A 17,749-nucleotide genomic window follows, 5' to 3' on the forward strand; every position below is an offset into this window, starting at 1 on the left:
ATGCTTGAGGAGGAAAAAGGCAATGCCGCGATTTTTTTCAAATAAACGATTGATTTTACTGCTCGTGGGCGTAATTGTCCTTGTAGCTTTAATCTCATTCTCCCTGCGTGATCGGCAAAACGCCTCCTTACCGGAACAAATTGTAAAAGATGTCGTAGGCTTCGGGCAATCATTTTTCTCTAAGCCCGCGCATTACATAACAGGTGTCATTGGCAATGTAGACGGTGTTTTGAATACATATGCAGAAAATAAGAAGTTGAAATCTCGTCTAAGTGAATACGCGGCGATACAGTCCGAACTTGCAGATGTGCAAGCGGAAAATAATAATCTTCGTGAAATCATCGATAAAAAAGAGAATTTGCGAGCCTATGATCCTGTTCACGCAACTGTCATTGCACGAAATCCGGATCAATGGGAAGAAAAGATTATTATTGATAAAGGACAAGCACAAGGAATTAAGAAAAACATGGCAGTTGTCACGGCTAGCGGTTTAATCGGAAAAGTGATTAATACTTCATCGACGACTTCGACAATTGAATTGCTGTCAACGGAAAATCAAAATTTCCGCGTTTCGGCTGTTGTTCCAGGTAAAAAACCTGCATTTGGACTGATAGAAGGCTATGACCAAGCACGTGGAGAACTCATTATGAAACGCATTGACTCCAGTTTTAAGATTAAAGAAGGCGATAAAGTAATTTCATCGGGGCTTGGCGGAATTTTTCCAAAAGGGCTTTCCATCGGCGAAATAACCGAAGTATCAACCGATGATTACGGGCTGACGAAACTCGCTTACATTCGACCGGCTGCAACGTTTTCAATGCTTGACCACGTCATTGTCGCAATTAGGAAGTCAGAAACAGTAGATGGAGCGGATGGCGACGGGACAGCAGGTACGGAGGGGGAGGATGGATCATGATTAGGTCTGTCATCCCTCTTATTGCCATTTTACTCTTTTTCCTGGAACCCGTATTTAGTCTATATTCACCCATAGAAGTTGGCGGGACTCTTTATATTCTAGTGCCGCGTTTTGTCATCGTTTATCTTGTTTTTATCGCAATTTATTATAGCCGACAGCGCGCAATCATTTACGGAATTGTCTTTGGTCTCTTGTATGATATGTTTTACATTGATATTATAGGATTATATGCATTTCTATATCCATTGATTTGTTTTATCGCTGCAGGAATTATTCGCTATGTTCATAAGCATATTATTACAGTTATGATCTTAACTTTATTACTCGTAGCCTTATTAGATGTTTTATCGTATACATTCGTTAGTATTATCGCGTTGACATCAATCGAGCCAGAGGTATTCATTTCGACTCGGCTAATTCCGACGATGATTGCAAATTCACTATTTGTCATTATGTTCGGGTGGATATTTAAGAAATTAATTGATAATCGAGTTTTGCTCAAAGGAAGTGAAGCTCTTTAAAAAGAGGAGAAATACGAGGTGACGCAAATGACGAAACAGCAACAGTATGTAGTAATCAAAGGGACGAAGGACGGTCTCGTTTTACGTCTCGATGATAAATGTTCCTATTCGGATTTACTTGCCGAGCTTCGTAACAAAGTAGCCGAAGATGGTTTAGAAGGCATTGCGGAAGTGCGTGTCGACACAGGCAATCGGTACTGCAACGAAAATGAGTTAAGGGAAATCATGAATATTATTCATGAATCGCCCAATTTAAGAGTTTCAAGGATTCAAAGTGATGTAATCACTATGGAAGAGTGCAATAATAGAATACAAGAAAAACAATCCGAGACCTTTATTGGCATCGTTCGTTCGGGGCAAATCGTGAAAGCGGACGGCGACCTAGTCGTTATAGGCGATGTCAATCCAAGCGGTCGCGTTGAAGCGGCGGGTAGTATCTATGTACTTGGCCGTTTAAAAGGAATTGCTCACGCGGGGTCAAAGGGTAATCGCGATGCTGTTATTGCGGCCTCTTGGCTGGAAGCGACGCATTTATTAATCGCTGAAGAAATGCAGTTGATGACGGATGAAATCACCATTTTGTCTGAGCAACCGGAAATGGAATGTGCATATATTCATCCGAAAGGATTCATAGCGATTGACCGGTTGCAGGAGCTCCGGATCCTCCGACCACAACTATCTACATTCAAAGGGGGCATCTAGTTTGGGAGAAGCTATCGTAATAACATCTGGTAAGGGCGGTGTTGGTAAAACGACGACAACTGCGAATCTTGGGACTGCATTGGCACTTCAAGGGAAGAAAGTTTGTCTCGTTGATACTGATATCGGCTTACGAAATCTTGACGTCATTCTTGGACTTGAAAACCGTATCATTTATGATTTGGTTGATGTCGTTGAAGGACGATGTAAAGTTCAACAAGCGCTTGTGAAGGATAAACGCTTTGAAGATGGTCTCTTTTTATTACCTGCTGCACAGACTACAGATAAAAATGCAGTAGATACAGAACAAATGAAGGCATTAATCACTGAGTTGAAACGCGATTATGATTATATTTTAATTGATTGCCCGGCTGGAATTGAGCAGGGGTATAAAAATGCGGTGGCTGGTGCGGACCGCGCGATTGTTGTAACGACGCCGGAGATTTCTGCAGTTCGCGATGCGGACCGTATTATCGGGTTGCTTGAACAAGAGGATATCGAACCGCCGAAACTTATTATCAATCGTATTAAGCGCCATCTGATGAATTCTGGTGATGCGCTTGATGTCAATGATATTACTACGCATTTATCTATTGATCTTTTGGGTATTGTCATGGACGATGAGAATGTGATTAGTTCGTCCAATAAAGGCGAGCCTGTCGTTATGGATCCAACCAATCCGGCTGCTATTGGCTACCGGAATATTTCACGCAGAATTCTCGGAGAATCTGTTGCGTTGATGTCGTTTGATAATAGTAATAAAGGATTTTTTGGTCGAATTAAGTCGATATTTTCTAAGGTATGATTTGTTATTAATAGTATGGGAGGTGCTTTATATGCCTTCTGTACTATTTTTTGTTTCTGAAAAGGTGGCATCTGTCGATACCGTTGATTGGAGTTCCGGGCGGACGCTTTCCTGCGGGCGAGCGCCGAGCCGCTTCCCTCGCTACGCTCAGTCCAGGGTCTCGGCTGTCTCGCTTTATTCCGCGGGAGTCGCCACCCTCCACTCCGATCAACTGTAGATTTCACTGTATAGAGAAATTTTTTATTGATCTCTTTACAAGTATTGATATATGAACTGAATGTGTGTTTGAAATGAATCTTAGTTGAACATATCCTGATATAATTCAAACTTAAAAAGTGATGATTTTGTACAAGTGACACACACTAAGTAAAGAACCGTTAACAACCTACCAAGACTATTCCAGCGAAGGCGCCTTGCCAGTGGTCGCCGGAGCAATAAGCCTGATAGTGGTTTTCTATCAGGCTTATTGCGGGAGGCATCCACCAGCGCCGAAGCGTTATTTAATGAGATTTTTAATGTTTACTTTATTCTTTGTCTATTAATTTTACTTCGAAAATAATAATCTTCCCAGCGCCCATTACTATTTTACCCCTACGCTACATATACTGAGAAAAATGGGTGGTGTGTGTGGATGAAATGGCGTGTGAAGTGGATCATCGCGATAACATTTACGATCGGCGTCATTGGTGTGGCCAAATTAGAGGGTGCGGGAACGATTGGAAAGCCCGTCACTCAATATGTCACAACAGGGGAAGACTTTTTAACGATGAAAAAATGGGTATCCTCTATCATAAAGGATCCCGAAGACGAGACGACAGTTGTCAGTCATGAAGAAGGTTTACTGCCGGCTTATGAGTCGATGCAGCCTTTTAAGGACGGCGTTTTAGTGTCTTATACCGTTCCAATTGCAATTCAAGCGCAGGCAAATGGACTCGTTGTGTTCACTGGATCTACACGAGACACAGGAAAAACCGTGACCGTTCTTTATGACGATGGGGATGAAGTGACGTATGGTTTTGTGGGTACATTTGAAAAACTTCCTTATACTTCTGTGAAAAAAGGGGACACGCTCGCATTAATGGATGACGAGGCCATATACATTATGGTGAAGCGCGACGGCATTCACATGGATTCTTCTTTACTCCCAACTTATTTATCGGGTTCGGTTGAATGAAGTTTCGTTTGCATCCAATACTTCTCCCGGTATTTTTATTTTTAATCATATCTGGAGATTTATCGGTCTATACGTTAATTTTCATTTCGCTTTTAATTCATGAAGCAGGTCACCTCGTTTGCGCATACATACTAGGACTACGTGTCCGATCTTGTACAATTATGCCTTACGGGGGAGAACTGGTTATACCGGGCAGGTTGACGGCGCGCAGGAAACATCGCATCTATCTTGCTCTCGGGGGACCTGTCGCAACGTTACTCCTTCTTTTTTTGGCGTTGGTACTAGAATTCCCTGGAGATGATTTAGTCGTTAAAATTCAATTTTTTTTACTGGGCCTTAACCTGATACCGATTTTACCGCTGGACGGTGGGCATGTGCTAAGTGCAGTATTGGAAAAAAAGGGTTTTGAAGCGCGCGCAAAATCAATCATACTCATCTATTCGATGTGCATGTTATCTGTCACGTCGATTGCATTATCTTTTCATTTACCAAATACAGTTCCGTACCTTTTATTGGCGGTATTTCTGCTCATTCAAAACTATACTTCATTCCGTTTTCGGAGATATGAACAAGCCTTTATTAAATTAAAAATAAATGTGTTGACGAAATGATTTCTACGTGGTAATATTTTAATGTTATTGTTTGTAGCGCACCTGTGCTACAACCGCACTGAAAAGGTTCAAGAATCCGATGAGGGTCACCTTTGAAGGCGAGTCTGAGTCTATGAGGAGGTGCAAGTATGTACGCAATTATTGAAACTGGTGGAAAACAAGTTAAAGTTGAGCAAGGCCAAGAAATTTTCATTGAGAAAGTTGAAGGCGATGTAAACGATGTTGTTACTTTTGACAAAGTTTTATTCGTAGGTGGAGACGACGTAAAAGTTGGCGTTCCATTCGTGGAAGGCGCTACTGTTACAGCTAAAGTCGTTGAACAAGGCCGCGGTAAAAAAATTACTGTTTTCAAATATAAGCCAAAAAAGAACTATCACAGAAAACTAGGTCATCGTCAGCCGTTCACAAAAGTAGTTATCGATGGAATTAACGCATAATCCATTATGATTACAGTGACGATAACGAAAGATCAATTGGACCGCATACAAGCATTTGAAATGTCAGGTCATGCCGATTTCGCGGAACATGGAAAAGATCTTGTATGTGCAGGTGCATCAGCAGTATCATTTGGTGCTGTGAATGCTATCATCGCACTTACAGGCATTACACCCGGGATTCTCCAAGGAGATGACGGCGGGTATTTGAAAGTCTTACTTCCTGAAAACGTGGAAAGTGATGCCGATATTCAATTAATTGTACAAGCGATGATTGTTTCTTTACAGACGATTGAATCAGACTACGGGCAACATATAAAAATCATCTTCAAAAAGTAGGAGGTGGCACACATGCTACGATTAGATCTCCAGTTTTTCGCATCGAAAAAAGGAGCAGGTTCAACTCGAAACGGTCGTGACTCACAGTCAAAACGTCTTGGCGCAAAACGCTCTGACGGACAATACGTTTCAGGCGGATCAATCCTTTACCGTCAACGCGGAACAAAAGTTCACCCAGGTGAAAACGTTGGTCTCGGCAGCGACGATACTTTGTTCGCGAAAATCGACGGCGTCGTACGCTTTGAGCGTTACGGCCGCACGAAAACGAAAGTAAGCGTATATGCTGAAGCTCAAGAAGCTTAATTTATAACCAATTAATAGATTGAGAGGACTGCAGAATTTCAAGCAGTCCTCTTTTTTGTTTTTGAAATGTTTTGCGATTCCGTGAAATAAGTTATTCCACTTTCAACCATACTTTTTTTCGTTCTATATCGTAAATTCCGGTAGAAATGCTATACTGTTATGTATACATAGAAATGATGGAGTGTGGGAAATGGGTAAAAAGGAATTATCACAAACGGAACTATTGGCGTTTGCACGCCACGATTTTCTCAATGATCTCCAAATCATTTTAATGCATCTCGATCTTGGGAATCCTTCAGAAGCAAGAAATACAATTTTAAAGACGACAAAAGCGATGGGCCAACGCGCTGTACTTTCGGGATTTGGTTTGCCAAAAGTACAACAATGGTTATTAACATTCGACTGGGTCTATACTGCATTTCGCAGTACATTGTCTTGCGCGATTAAAAAAGCGAGTCGAAGCGTAAGTGATGACACAATTGTTGCCTATTTAGAGGCTATTTTCACTGAAGTTGAAGATGAGCTTGATCCGCTATCAGATTATGACGTTCACTTTGACATTTTCGCTGATGAAAATGAGTGGTCCATGACGATAACGATAAAAGGCGAATTACCAGCAACTAAAAAGACGCGAATCGGTCCAGATGACGTTAAAATTGAAGAAATGATTTCACATAATTTATGGGTGTTCAAGTTAATTGGACAATAGGAGGAAGTTATATGTTTGTAGATCACGTTAAAATATATGTAAAAGGCGGTGACGGTGGTGATGGAATGGTTGCGTTCCGTCGCGAGAAGTACATTCCGTTTGGCGGTCCTGCAGGCGGTGACGGTGGAAGCGGCGCGGATGTCATTTTTGTTGTTGAAGAAGGCTTACGCACATTAATGGATTTCCGTTATCAACGTCACTTTAAAGCACCTCGTGGAGCCCACGGGATGGGTAAAAATATGCATGGTAGAAATGCGGAAGATATGGTGGTCAAGGTCCCGCCTGGAACAGTCGTTACAGACAGCGAGACGGGCGCTGTCATCGCGGATTTGGTCGAACATGGGCAAACAGCAGTCATTGCTCGCGGCGGCCGTGGCGGGCGCGGAAACAGCCGTTTTGTATCCTCCCAAAACCCGGCACCTGAACTTTCTGAAAAGGGAGAGCCTGGCGTCGAAAAAGAAATCGTTTTGGAATTGAAAGTACTGGCGGACGCTGGACTTGTTGGTTTCCCGAGTGTTGGAAAATCCACGCTCCTTTCTGTCATTTCGGCAGCAAAACCGAAAATTGCGGATTATCATTTCACAACGCTCGTTCCGAATCTTGGAATGGTTGAAGCGGAAGACGGCCGTAGTTTTGCGATCGCTGATTTGCCAGGATTAATTGAAGGCGCACATGAAGGTGTCGGCCTTGGACATCAATTCTTGCGGCATATTGAGCGAACGCGCGTCATTGTTCACGTGATTGACATGTCAGCAATGGAAGGTCGCGACCCGTACGAAGATTACGTGACGATTAATGAAGAACTGAAACAATATAATTTGCGCTTGACAGAGCGACCGCAAGTTATTGTAGCCAATAAAATGGACATGCCTGATTCGGAAGAAAATCTTCGTTTATTCAAAGAAAAACTAGAAGATGATGTACAAGTCTTTCCAATTTCTGCTGTGACTCGAAAAGGACTCGATCCACTTATTTTCGCGGTTGCTGATTTGATAGATGCAACGCCTGAATTCCCACTAACGGACTTCGAAGAGGAAAGCGAAAATACAGTTCTTTATAAACATGAAGGTGAAGCTTCTGACTTCGAAATTACTCGCGACGACGACGGGGCATATGTCCTATCCGGTACGACGATTGAACGTCTATTCAAAATGACAGACTTTAACTTCGATGCTTCTGTACGGAAATTTGCTCGTCAAATGCGCGCGATGGGTATCGATGATGGATTACGTGAACGCGGTGCGAAAAATGGAGACATCGTTCGACTTCTTGGTTTCGAATTCGAGTTTATCGAATAATAACGGGTAAAGCATGGGGGAGATTTTATGAAGCGGTTAGGCGACGGCCGTTTTTATCTTGTGAGGGAAGATGTCCTGACAGAGTCAATGCTAAAAACGATTGAAGTAAAACAATTACTCTCTTCCGGGGAGGCGACAACCATTCAGGAAGCTGTGAAAAAGGTTGGGCTTTCCCGGAGTGCTTTTTATAAGTATCGCGACACAGTTTTTCCTTTCGAGTCGATTGCTCGTGAACGTATTTTAACAATTTTCATCCAGCTTGAAGACCGAAAAGGATCCCTTGCTACATTGCTAGGCATTGTTTCGGAAGCGAAATGCAATGTGCTCACAATTCACCAAACGATTCCTGTCCAAGCGAGAGCGAATATTACGCTATCGCTAGATGTAACGCAGATGGAAGTCAAGATGGATACCTTTATTCAACAATTAAAATCACCGGATTTTGTCGAGTCAGTCTCGGTCATAAGTTCTGGAGCACTATAATGAAGGGGGAAATGAGGAATTGAGTCATGAAAACTTCACGCCAATTATTGCCTATTTAGGACCTGAAGCTTCATTTACACATGTAGCGGCTACTTATTTATTTGGAAATTCGGGATTATCGCCGCAGCCAACCATTCCAGATTGCATTGAAGCGGTGAGCGCCGGGCGAGCAACCTATGCAATTGTACCTTTGGAAAATGCGTTGGAAGGAACTGTTCCGTTAACAATCGATTATATGCACAATGACAGAGAGTTGTTTATTAACGCGGAGCTTTCGATTCCAATCCAACAACATCTAATGGTCAATAAAAAACAAGCGGAATTTGTTGCGGAAATTGAATCCGTTCAATCTCATCCGCATGCGCTTGCGCAATGTCATAAATATTTGTTGTATCAATACAGACGCGTTCCGCTCATTCAAACGACATCAACAGCAGCGGCTGCAAAATATATATCTGAAAATCCCGATGAAAAAATTGCAGCGATTGCGAACCGTCTTGCTGCTGAAAAATATGACTTACATATTGCAGAAGAAAATATACATGATTTCCATTTTAACCATACAAGATTTGTCGTCTTGTCATTGCGAAAAGGTCAGCTGGAAATCCCGAATCATTCAGAAACGCCTAAAACAACTTTGATGGTTAAACTCCCTAAAGATGATCGTTCGGGTATGCTTCATCAAGTGTTATCTGTTTTTTCTTGGCGTAAATTGAATTTAAGTAAAATCGAATCACGTCCATTAAAAACGGGTCTCGGAAATTATTTTTTCATTATTGATGTAGTAGAATCAGAGGAAACACCGATGATGAAAGGCGCAATGGAAGAATTAGCGGCGCTTGGATGCTCCGTCCGCTCATTCGGCACCTATTATACATACGAAGATAAAACCGTTATGTCCGACTAAGGATGTAGCGGTTTTTCGCATATTTAAGCCCCGCTCGCATATAAATGACAGCAAGGGACTGCCGCCTAAATTAAGGTCACAAAGGCGAGTGTCTGCTCATACGATGAGTTGATGGAAGGGGGAAGTTTTTTAGTGGAATTTCATGTAGTTCAAAAAGGTGACACACTTTGGAAGATTTCAAGAAAATACGGCGTTTCTTTTGATGAATTAAAAAGGGTGAATGCACATCTAGCCAATCCTGATTATATTGTCCCTGGGATGAAGATTACTATACCAGCAATGTCAAAGGAACATGCTATGGTGAAAAAGCCTGCTGTAGCAGCCGAGAAAAAAATGGAGAAAGCACCGGTTCATACAGCTCCAGTAAAAACGGAGAAAGCACCGATTCAAGCGGCTCCAGTAAAAAAGGAGAAAGCGCCTATTCAAGCGGCTCCAGTAGAGAAAAAGCCGGCACCACCACCAGCTCCAGCTCCACCAGTACAAGTAAAACCTGCAGTGGAAAAGCCGGTGATGCCTATGCCTGAGGTGCCAAAAGCACCCGTGATGCCTAAAGCGACAAAAACGGAAAAGGGAGAAATGCCGGAAATGGCTCCGCAGATGCAACAACCGATGCCTCAAATGCAGGAAATGCCTTATCAAATGCAACAACCCATGCCACAAATGCAGGCGATGCCTTATCAAATGCCGCAACAACCGATGCAATTTTTCGGGGTCCCATGTGGTTGGATGCCGATTTATGACGCGGATTGTTATCCATTCATCCATCCAGCTCAAATGCATCAACCAATGCCTAATATGCCACCACAGCAGATGCCGATGGAAATGGAAGCTTCACCAATGATGCCGAATATGCCTATGCAACCAAATATACCTATGCCGAATATGCCAATGCAATCAAACATGCCTATGACGAATATGCCTATGTCATCAAATATGCCTATGCAACCCAATATGTCTATGCCACAACGCGCAGAATGGCAAATGATCGAGTCACCGAATATCCAGTTCGAAGAAGACATTAAATTCCAGAAAATGCCGAATATCCATTTTGAGGAATCTCCGATGAAAGAATACAAAGAAATGGAGAAAGCTGTTGAATCTATAGCAGAGCAAAAAGTTGAAAGCATGGTTGAAGAATCGCCTAATTGTGAAGAGCCACCAATGATGATGTCCGCAACACCTCCTGAAGGTATGGGTGCTTATGGACAATATCCAGGTTATCAAGCTTATCCAATGTCACCTTGTGGCTGTCAACACGATTGTGGATGTGCTCAACCGTATCCACAAATGCCACCATGTGGTTGCGGCCAAGGACAAATGTATCCAGTAGCTCCCGTTCAGCATATGAACTATTGCAATTCATGTAGCCAGCCAATCCAGGCAATGCCTTACCACCAATCGCATCACCACCAACAGATGATGCCGTACCCGTACAATAATTGGCACGGGAATTATTAGGAAGCTATGAAACTAGATGGGAAGTTAGAGCAAATAAATAGCAATGTCTGGAAACTTGAGCGAGATGGGCTATTTTATTCTGTAAAGCAGTATGACTTTTCAGCTATCGCTTTAAAAGTGAAAACAGTGCATGAAACGTTGCGTTCAATATCATTTCCGCATATCGTTCCTGTACTGCCAAATGAACACCAATTAACATTTATGCAACCATGGTTAGAGGGCGCCAGATCCGTGAATTTCAAAAGAAGAGCAGATCGAACCGACTCTCTCGAAGCCTTAATGACCTTACACGAAACAGGTTCGATCATTAATTGGCCCGGAGAACCTTATTTGCATCAGTACCCATTGGAAGCTAAATGGGAAGAGCGGATAAATCGTTTTCAAAATATACGGGAAGAGTGCGAGAAGTACATCGGAAGAAGTAATTTTAATGATATCCTTTTTTACGCGAAGAATGCCCTTCGGCATGTACGGAAAGCGGGGAAATCCGAACAAGCCGAAACCCTTCTTCACGGCGACGTGGTTCACCATAATATCCTGCGTGACAAAGATGGGATCATCCGCTTTATCGACTTCGATTTAACATGTACAGGACCGCCTGGAACTGAAATCGCATTGTGGATTCATCGTGTGCTTCCACAAATCGATTATGATATTGAATTTCTTGTCAATGAACAACCATCTTTGCAAAATTTAGATGATAGCTCGAAAACATTACTTCTCTATCCAAATGAAATACTTCGAGAATGGCTGCATTTGTTTACACTGCCAAAGCGTTCACAAGAAAGACAAGTGAAAAATCTCGTCCCTTTTACTGAATCCGCACTCTCACATTGGCCAAAATTATGGTATAATGTAGAACGGATGAAAAATTAGGGGGGCTGCATCATGGCAGGGCATTCCAAATGGAATAATATTAAAAACCGTAAAGGCGCACAAGACGCAAAACGCGGGAAAATCTTTCAAAAGATATCACGAGAAATTTATATGGCGGCGAAATCAGGTGCAGATCCAGATATGAACCCTGGTTTACGGCTAGCGATTGAAAAAGCAAAAAGTGCAAACGTTCCAAACGATGTTGTAAAACGTGCGCTCGATAAGGCAACTGGCGCAGGGGCAGATGAAAACTATGAAGAAGTCATTTATGAAGGATACGGCCCAGGCGGCATTGCTGTTCTCGTTTATTGTTTAACTGAAAACAGAAACCGAACAGCCCCAAATGTCCGTTACGCATTTTCCAGAAATGGCGGAAATCTTGGCGCAAGCGGATCTGTCGGTTACATGTTCGACCGTAAAGGACGTTTATTCATTGAACGTACGGAAGATACCGACGAAGATATGATCATGATGGCTGCTCTCGAAGCAGGCGCTGAAGATATCGAGTCAACTGAAGATGGTTTCGAAATCGTTACAGAACCCGGCGACTTTTTAGAAGTAAAAGAAAAGCTGGAAGAAGACGGCATCGAATTCATCTCTGCCGAAATCGAAATGATCCCATCAATCTACACACCAATTCCAGAAGGCAGCGAAGAAGAATTCGAAAGAATGCTCGAAATCCTCGAAGATGATGACGACGTTCAAGATGTTTATCATAATGCGAGTGAAGAATAAGCTTTTGGAAGATCCATCCTTGATATTTTAAGGGTGGATTTTTGTTTTTTGAATATATCCGTGGTTTTTGGTTTATAACCGCACATATAAGATGAATCTCCGCAGGTTAGCAAGGTATATCCGACAAAAAACACATTATATCCGCACATTTACGATATATATCCGCAAAACATGACTTTACTCCCGGACAAAAACATGTAGAAAACTAAACTTCACCTCCCATTTACTGAGTATTTCCGTCCAACTGCACTTTTAAGGCGCTTTCTTCTATTTTGTTGTTGGATGCGATTAAATTTAAAAAGTATAAAGGGCTTTTGAGACAACCTGTTGAATAATAGATTTACAAGAATAATCATTCTTTTAGATAGGGAGTGTACAATGATGAATTATAAGCACGAACTGGCTAATAAGATCAGTAACCTCTATAAAAACAGTATGATTGCTGCGGAAGAAATAAATGTAGTATGGACAGAAATACAGACATATTTTCATGACTTAAACTTGAGCTTGATGAATGAAATGAAATTACTAGAGGATCGTATTAGCTATATTAATGATGGTAAGATTATTGAATTCAACCTTGAGAAAAACGGCATTAGATTTGTCAAAGAAGTCCTCACGATACAAGTGGTTAAGATACAACCTGATTCAGCTGAACTACTCTCAATACTGAAATACAAAAACAGCATAGTTGTAAACGAAGAAAATAACATAGCCTTCTGCGAATCGCTTATAGACGAGTGGGTAGAAGAAGCGATTGAAGTTCATTTGACCTGCAAGTAAGCAAAGGTAGTTCAGGTTACCGTAGAATATCCATATAATAACTATCCATCCTGTGTTTTAGGATGGACATTTTAAATTCCAGCTTAATCAGTAATACATCATCGTTACGTATGATGTATTACTGATTAACAGTCTTATATAATGTAATCTATAGTTGATTGTAGTGTAGGGTGGCGACTCCAGCGGAATCAGCGAGAAAGCCGAGACCCTGGACTGAGCGTAGCGAGGGAAGCGGCTCGGCGCTCTCCCGCAGGAAAGCGTCCACCCGAAACGAAAATCAACGATTTCAAACAAATATACAACTGTTGAAAACAACAATTCGTTTCTTCATTCAACAAATTTAGTTTTGTTAATACTCCCAAAAACAAGATATTTAATTCCCCACACCACAAACCGCTGTAGAAAGTGCGTTCGTATGGTATAATCGAAGATAGCTAATTTAAGGGGGATATTTGCTTGTATGATTACATAAAAGGACATGTCACGCGTGTCACGCCCGAATACATAACACTTGACCAAAACGGAGTAGGTTGGCTCATCATGACGCCAAATCCGTACTCATTTCATATAACAGATGAAATTCAACAAGTGTTTACCTATTTGCATGTGCGCCAAGATGTCCAGTTACTACTCGGTTTTAAATCTCTTGAACAACGTGAATTATTTAAAAAACTAATCACGGTTTCCGGCATCGGACCAAAAGGAGCCCTTGCGATACTAGCAAGCGGTATTCCATCACAAGTCATCGGTGCTATCGAACGCGAAGACGAAACATTTCTCGTTCAGTTCCCAGGTGTCGGCAAAAAGACTGCACGCCAAATGATTCTCGATTTAAAAGGAAAGCTGCATGACTTATTCACTGAAATTGATTATGGAGATGAGGAACAATCACTCTTGACAATGGCTGAAAACGGCGCGCTCGACGAAGCGATATTAGCGCTTGAAGCATTAGGCTATTCACAACGCGAATTAAACAAAGTAAAACCCGCATTAGAAAGAGAAGAACTCGATACAGAAGGCTATATGAAAAAAGCCCTTCAACTTTTATTGAAAAAATAACAGTTTATTTTCAACAGAAAATAATTTCCTATAGAGAGGATGGTGTACGATGGAGGACCGTGTCATAACAGGGGAAACAACAGAATTTGATGAGGGGTTTGAACAGTCGCTTAGACCGCAAATCCTAAACCAATATATTGGACAAGAAAAGGTGAAGGACAATTTAAGCATTTTTATCGAAGCGGCAAAGGGCAGAAGCGAAAGCCTGGATCACGTCCTATTGTACGGACCGCCGGGACTCGGGAAAACGACGCTTGCAACCGTCATCGCGAATGAAATGAACGTCAACATTCGAATGACTAGCGGGCCCGCGATTGAACGTCCGGGGGATTTGGCCGCGGTCCTTTCTTCCCTCGAACCAGGTGATGTCTTATTCATTGATGAAATTCACAGGTTGAATCGGGCAATCGAAGAAGTGCTGTATCCTGCGATGGAAGATTTTTGTTTAGACATCGTTGTCGGCAAAGGACCATCCGCACGTTCTATTAGACTCGACCTGCCCCCGTTCACCTTAATCGGTGCGACGACGCGTGCAGGCGCTTTATCAGCACCTCTCAGGGACCGTTTTGGGGTTCCGTTAAGGTTGGAGTTTTACGAGGAGGAACCGCTAACGGAGATTGTCGTGAGAAGTGCGTCTGTTTTTGATGTTTCTATCGACCGTGAAGCCGCGGTTGAAATGGCAAAACGTTCACGCGGAACACCGCGAATCGCCAATCGGTTATTGCGACGCGTGCGTGATTTTGCGCAAGTCCGCGGAGACGGAAAGATTTCACTTGATACTGCACAAAATGCGCTTGAAATGCTCCAAGTCGATGATCTTGGACTGGATCATATAGATCACAAACTGATTACGGGAATGATTGAGCAATTCCGGGGCGGACCTGTCGGAATCGATACGATTGCGGCCAGCATCGGAGAAGAATCTGTCACGATTGAAGACGTCTACGAACCCTATTTATTGCAAATTGGTTTCATTCAACGCACGCCGCGTGGTAGAGTTGTAACAAATTATGCGTATACGCATTTTGGTTACGATATTCCCGAACATAATATTTGAAATTAAGGTGGCAACAAGATGAACGTAAACGATTTTGATTTTCATTTACCTGAAGAATTAATTGCGCAAACGCCATTGAAAGACCGTACGGCAAGCCGACTATTGGTTCTAGATAAAGAAACCGGTGCAATCGAACATCGGCATTTCTCTAGTTTTTTAGATGAATTAGAAAAAGGCGACTTGCTCGTTTTAAATGATACGCGTGTACTACCGGCGCGGTTAATGGGCGTGAAAGAAGAAACTGGAGCGGCGATTGAAGTTCTTCTTTTGAAAGAAAATGGGGAAGACGAGTGGGAAACACTTGTAAAACCTGCGAAACGTATTAAACTTGGAAATACCGTCACATTTGGCGATGGTTTGTTAAAAGCAGAATGCACAGCGATACTTGAACAAGGCGGACGAGTATTCAAGTTTACTTATGACGGGATTTTTCATGAAATTCTTGATAAACTTGGGAGTATGCCGTTGCCTCCGTATATTACAGAAACACTCGACGATAAAGAACGGTACCAAACTGTTTTTGCGAAAGAACGTGGCTCGGCCGCGGCTCCAACGGCAGGTTTGCATTTCACAGATGAACTTTTAGATGAAATCCGTGAAAAAGGTGTGGACATTGCATTTATCACGCTTCATGTCGGACTTGGAACATTTCGTCCGGTCAGCGTCGATACGATTGAAAATCACACAATGCATTCCGAATATTATCATGTGACAGAAGAAACAGCTGCTGCGATAAATCAAACGAAAGAACACGGCGGAAGAATTATTGCAGTTGGGACAACCTCGGCTCGTACACTAGAAACAATTGGGACTGAGCACGCGGGTAAAATCATCGCCTCTAGTGGATGGACATCGATTTTCATTTATCCGGGCTATCAATTTACAATTGTCGACGGCTTATTAACAAATTTCCATTTGCCAAAATCGACATTGTTAATGCTCGTTTCGGCACTCACGTCAAGAGAACACATACTCGCTGCTTACAAATCGGCAATTGAGGAGAACTATCGCTTTTTCAGTTTTGGTGATGCGATGTTCATAAAGCCTCCAAACAGAAAGGATTCAGATCAATGACACCAGCAGTTACTTACGAACATATAAAAACATGTAAACAAACCGGCGCTCGTCTCGGGATTGTCCACACGCCACATGGTTCTTTCGAAACACCGACATTTATGCCGGTTGGAACGCAAGCAACCGTAAAAACGATGTCTCCAGAAGAATTAAAGGAGATTGGTTCTGGCATCATTTTAAGCAACACGTACCATTTATGGTTGCGTCCAGGACATGATATTATAAAAGAAGCAGGCGGTTTACATAAATTCATGAATTGGGACAAGCCAATCCTAACAGATTCAGGCGGCTTCCAAGTTTTTTCTTTGAGTAAATTTAGAACCATTGAAGAAGAAGGCGTCCATTTCCGCCATCATTTAAATGGCAGCAAGCTCTTTTTAAGTCCTGAAAAGGCAACTGAAATACAAAATGCACTCGGTGCGGATATTATGATGGCATTCGATGAATGTCCACCGTATCCAGCGACATTCGAGTACATGAAAGCCAGTGTGGAACGAACTTCACGATGGGCAGAACGTTGCTTAACGGCGCACGGACGTCCGAATGATCAGGCGTTGTTCGGTATCGTTCAAGGCGGCGAGTTTGAAGAACTTCGTAAACAAAGTGCTAAAGACCTCGTTTCAATGGATTTCCCTGGTTATGCTATTGGTGGTTTATCGGTAGGGGAATCGAAAGAAGTCATGAACGAGGTATTGGAGTTTACAACTCCGCTTCTACCGGATGATAAACCGCGTTATTTAATGGGTGTCGGTTCGCCGGGTTCACTCATTGACGGTGCAATTCGTGGAATTGATATGTTCGACTGTGTATTGCCAACACGTATCGCTCGTAATGGTACACTAATGACGAGCGAAGGCAGACTCGTTGTACGTAATGCAAAGTACAGCCGAGATTTTGGTCCACTTGACCCGAATTGCGACTGTCACGTGTGTAAAAACTATAGCCGTGCGTACATTCATCACTTAATTCGGGCTGAAGAAACTTTTGGAATTCGACTAACGTCTTATCATAACTTGTACTTTCTATTAAATTTGATGGAGCAAGTACGGGATGCAATTCGCACAGATAGTCTTGGCGATTTCCGCGAAGAATTTTTTGAGCGTTATGGATTTAATAAACCTAATGCAAAAAACTTCTAAATCTTGTATAATATATTTTGGTTGAAAGGGGGATTATAATGGAAACACTAATGGGGCTTTTACCATTCATAGCAATGTTTGCAATCATGTGGTTCTTTCTCATCAGACCAGCTCAAAAGCGTCAAAAAGAAACAAAATCGATGCAGAGCCAGCTGAAGCGCGGGGACCAAGTTATTACAATCGGTGGCATTCACGGATCGATTGACGCAGTAGACGAATTGACGGTGTACTTAAAAGTTGCAGATGGAACAACACTGCGCTTTGATAGACAAGCTGTAGGTCGCGTTACTGAACAAGCATAATTAAAATAATAAAGACGGTTAAAGATATGGAAGGATCCATTTCTTATACCCGTCTTTTTATTTTGCG

The 17,749-nt window shown here is 42.3% G+C and carries 22 protein-coding genes and 1 other annotated feature; all 22 genes read left to right on the top strand.

Annotated elements, in window-relative coordinates:
• Positions 1–22: 22 nt before the first annotated feature.
• On the top strand, positions 23–916 hold the full coding sequence (mreC, locus tag J4G36_RS04025; RefSeq protein WP_210468785.1) for a rod shape-determining protein MreC: 894 nt from the start codon (positions 23–25) through the stop codon (positions 914–916).
• Entirely contained in the window at positions 913–1,437 is a 525-nt protein-coding gene (mreD, locus tag J4G36_RS04030) for a rod shape-determining protein MreD (RefSeq protein ID WP_210468786.1), read from the top strand. The genes mreC and mreD overlap by 4 nt, the downstream gene beginning before the upstream one ends.
• Before the next feature lie 27 nt (positions 1,438–1,464).
• Entirely contained in the window at positions 1,465–2,139 is a 675-nt protein-coding gene (gene minC, locus J4G36_RS04035) for a septum site-determining protein MinC (protein ID WP_210468787.1), read from the top strand.
• Between the two features lies 1 nt (position 2,140).
• Positions 2,141–2,941, top strand: coding sequence for a septum site-determining protein MinD (minD, locus tag J4G36_RS04040; protein WP_210468788.1), 801 nt, complete (start codon positions 2,141–2,143; stop codon positions 2,939–2,941).
• Positions 2,942–3,572: 631 nt separating this feature from the next.
• Positions 3,573–4,115, top strand: a complete 543-nt coding sequence (locus tag J4G36_RS04045) for a hypothetical protein (protein WP_210468789.1) — start codon at positions 3,573–3,575, stop codon at positions 4,113–4,115.
• Positions 4,112–4,726, top strand: coding sequence for a site-2 protease family protein (locus J4G36_RS04050; RefSeq protein WP_210468790.1), 615 nt, complete (start codon positions 4,112–4,114; stop codon positions 4,724–4,726). The genes J4G36_RS04045 and J4G36_RS04050 overlap by 4 nt, the downstream gene beginning before the upstream one ends.
• Before the next feature lie 41 nt (positions 4,727–4,767).
• Positions 4,768–4,842 (top strand) — a sequence feature (ribosomal protein L21 leader region).
• Positions 4,843–4,854: 12 nt separating this feature from the next.
• On the top strand, positions 4,855–5,163 hold the full coding sequence (gene rplU, locus J4G36_RS04055; protein WP_210468791.1) for a 50S ribosomal protein L21: 309 nt from the start codon (positions 4,855–4,857) through the stop codon (positions 5,161–5,163).
• Between the two features lie 6 nt (positions 5,164–5,169).
• Positions 5,170–5,499 (top strand): ribosomal-processing cysteine protease Prp, encoded by a 330-nt coding sequence (locus J4G36_RS04060; protein WP_210468792.1) that lies wholly within the window; start codon positions 5,170–5,172, stop codon positions 5,497–5,499.
• Between the two features lie 12 nt (positions 5,500–5,511).
• Complete coding sequence (gene rpmA, locus J4G36_RS04065) at positions 5,512–5,802, top strand: 50S ribosomal protein L27 (protein WP_210468793.1); 291 nt, start codon at positions 5,512–5,514, stop codon at positions 5,800–5,802.
• Between the two features lie 190 nt (positions 5,803–5,992).
• Entirely contained in the window at positions 5,993–6,511 is a 519-nt protein-coding gene (locus J4G36_RS04070; RefSeq protein WP_210468794.1) for a Spo0B domain-containing protein, read from the top strand.
• Positions 6,512–6,522: 11 nt separating this feature from the next.
• Positions 6,523–7,809 carry a GTPase ObgE gene (obgE, locus tag J4G36_RS04075; RefSeq protein ID WP_210468795.1) on the top strand — a complete coding sequence of 429 codons (1,287 nt, stop codon included), beginning with the start codon at positions 6,523–6,525 and terminating at the stop codon, positions 7,807–7,809.
• 27 nt (positions 7,810–7,836) lie between these two features.
• The gene (locus J4G36_RS04080; RefSeq protein WP_210468796.1) at positions 7,837–8,292 is read left to right on the top strand and encodes an ACT domain-containing protein; all 456 of its coding nucleotides are present in this window, start codon (positions 7,837–7,839) and stop codon (positions 8,290–8,292) included.
• A 19-nt stretch (positions 8,293–8,311) separates the two neighbouring features.
• Positions 8,312–9,199 (top strand): prephenate dehydratase, encoded by an 888-nt coding sequence (pheA, locus tag J4G36_RS04085; protein WP_210468797.1) that lies wholly within the window; start codon positions 8,312–8,314, stop codon positions 9,197–9,199.
• Between the two features lie 132 nt (positions 9,200–9,331).
• Positions 9,332–10,657 (top strand): LysM peptidoglycan-binding domain-containing protein, encoded by a 1,326-nt coding sequence (locus tag J4G36_RS04090; protein ID WP_210468798.1) that lies wholly within the window; start codon positions 9,332–9,334, stop codon positions 10,655–10,657.
• 6 nt (positions 10,658–10,663) lie between these two features.
• On the top strand, positions 10,664–11,533 hold the full coding sequence (locus J4G36_RS04095; RefSeq protein WP_210468799.1) for an aminoglycoside phosphotransferase family protein: 870 nt from the start codon (positions 10,664–10,666) through the stop codon (positions 11,531–11,533).
• A 12-nt stretch (positions 11,534–11,545) separates the two neighbouring features.
• Complete coding sequence (locus J4G36_RS04100) at positions 11,546–12,268, top strand: YebC/PmpR family DNA-binding transcriptional regulator (RefSeq protein WP_210468800.1); 723 nt, start codon at positions 11,546–11,548, stop codon at positions 12,266–12,268.
• A 378-nt stretch (positions 12,269–12,646) separates the two neighbouring features.
• Positions 12,647–13,051 (top strand): hypothetical protein, encoded by a 405-nt coding sequence (locus J4G36_RS04105; RefSeq protein WP_210468801.1) that lies wholly within the window; start codon positions 12,647–12,649, stop codon positions 13,049–13,051.
• Positions 13,052–13,507: 456 nt separating this feature from the next.
• Positions 13,508–14,110, top strand: a complete 603-nt coding sequence (ruvA, locus tag J4G36_RS04110) for a Holliday junction branch migration protein RuvA (RefSeq protein ID WP_210468802.1) — start codon at positions 13,508–13,510, stop codon at positions 14,108–14,110.
• A gap of 49 nt (positions 14,111–14,159) precedes the next feature.
• Entirely contained in the window at positions 14,160–15,167 is a 1,008-nt protein-coding gene (ruvB, locus tag J4G36_RS04115; RefSeq protein ID WP_210468803.1) for a Holliday junction branch migration DNA helicase RuvB, read from the top strand.
• Positions 15,168–15,185: 18 nt separating this feature from the next.
• Positions 15,186–16,241, top strand: a complete 1,056-nt coding sequence (gene queA / locus J4G36_RS04120) for a tRNA preQ1(34) S-adenosylmethionine ribosyltransferase-isomerase QueA (RefSeq protein ID WP_210468804.1) — start codon at positions 15,186–15,188, stop codon at positions 16,239–16,241.
• Positions 16,238–17,380, top strand: a complete 1,143-nt coding sequence (gene tgt, locus J4G36_RS04125) for a tRNA guanosine(34) transglycosylase Tgt (RefSeq protein ID WP_210468805.1) — start codon at positions 16,238–16,240, stop codon at positions 17,378–17,380. The genes queA and tgt overlap by 4 nt, the downstream gene beginning before the upstream one ends.
• A gap of 38 nt (positions 17,381–17,418) precedes the next feature.
• A complete protein-coding gene (yajC, locus tag J4G36_RS04130) occupies positions 17,419–17,682 on the top strand; it encodes a preprotein translocase subunit YajC (RefSeq protein ID WP_210468806.1) in 264 nt (87 codons plus the stop codon).
• Positions 17,683–17,749: the final 67 nt, after the last annotated feature.

The sequence above is a fragment of the Sporosarcina sp. 6E9 genome (genome assembly GCF_017921835.1).
Lineage (GTDB): Bacteria > Bacillota > Bacilli > Bacillales_A > Planococcaceae > Sporosarcina.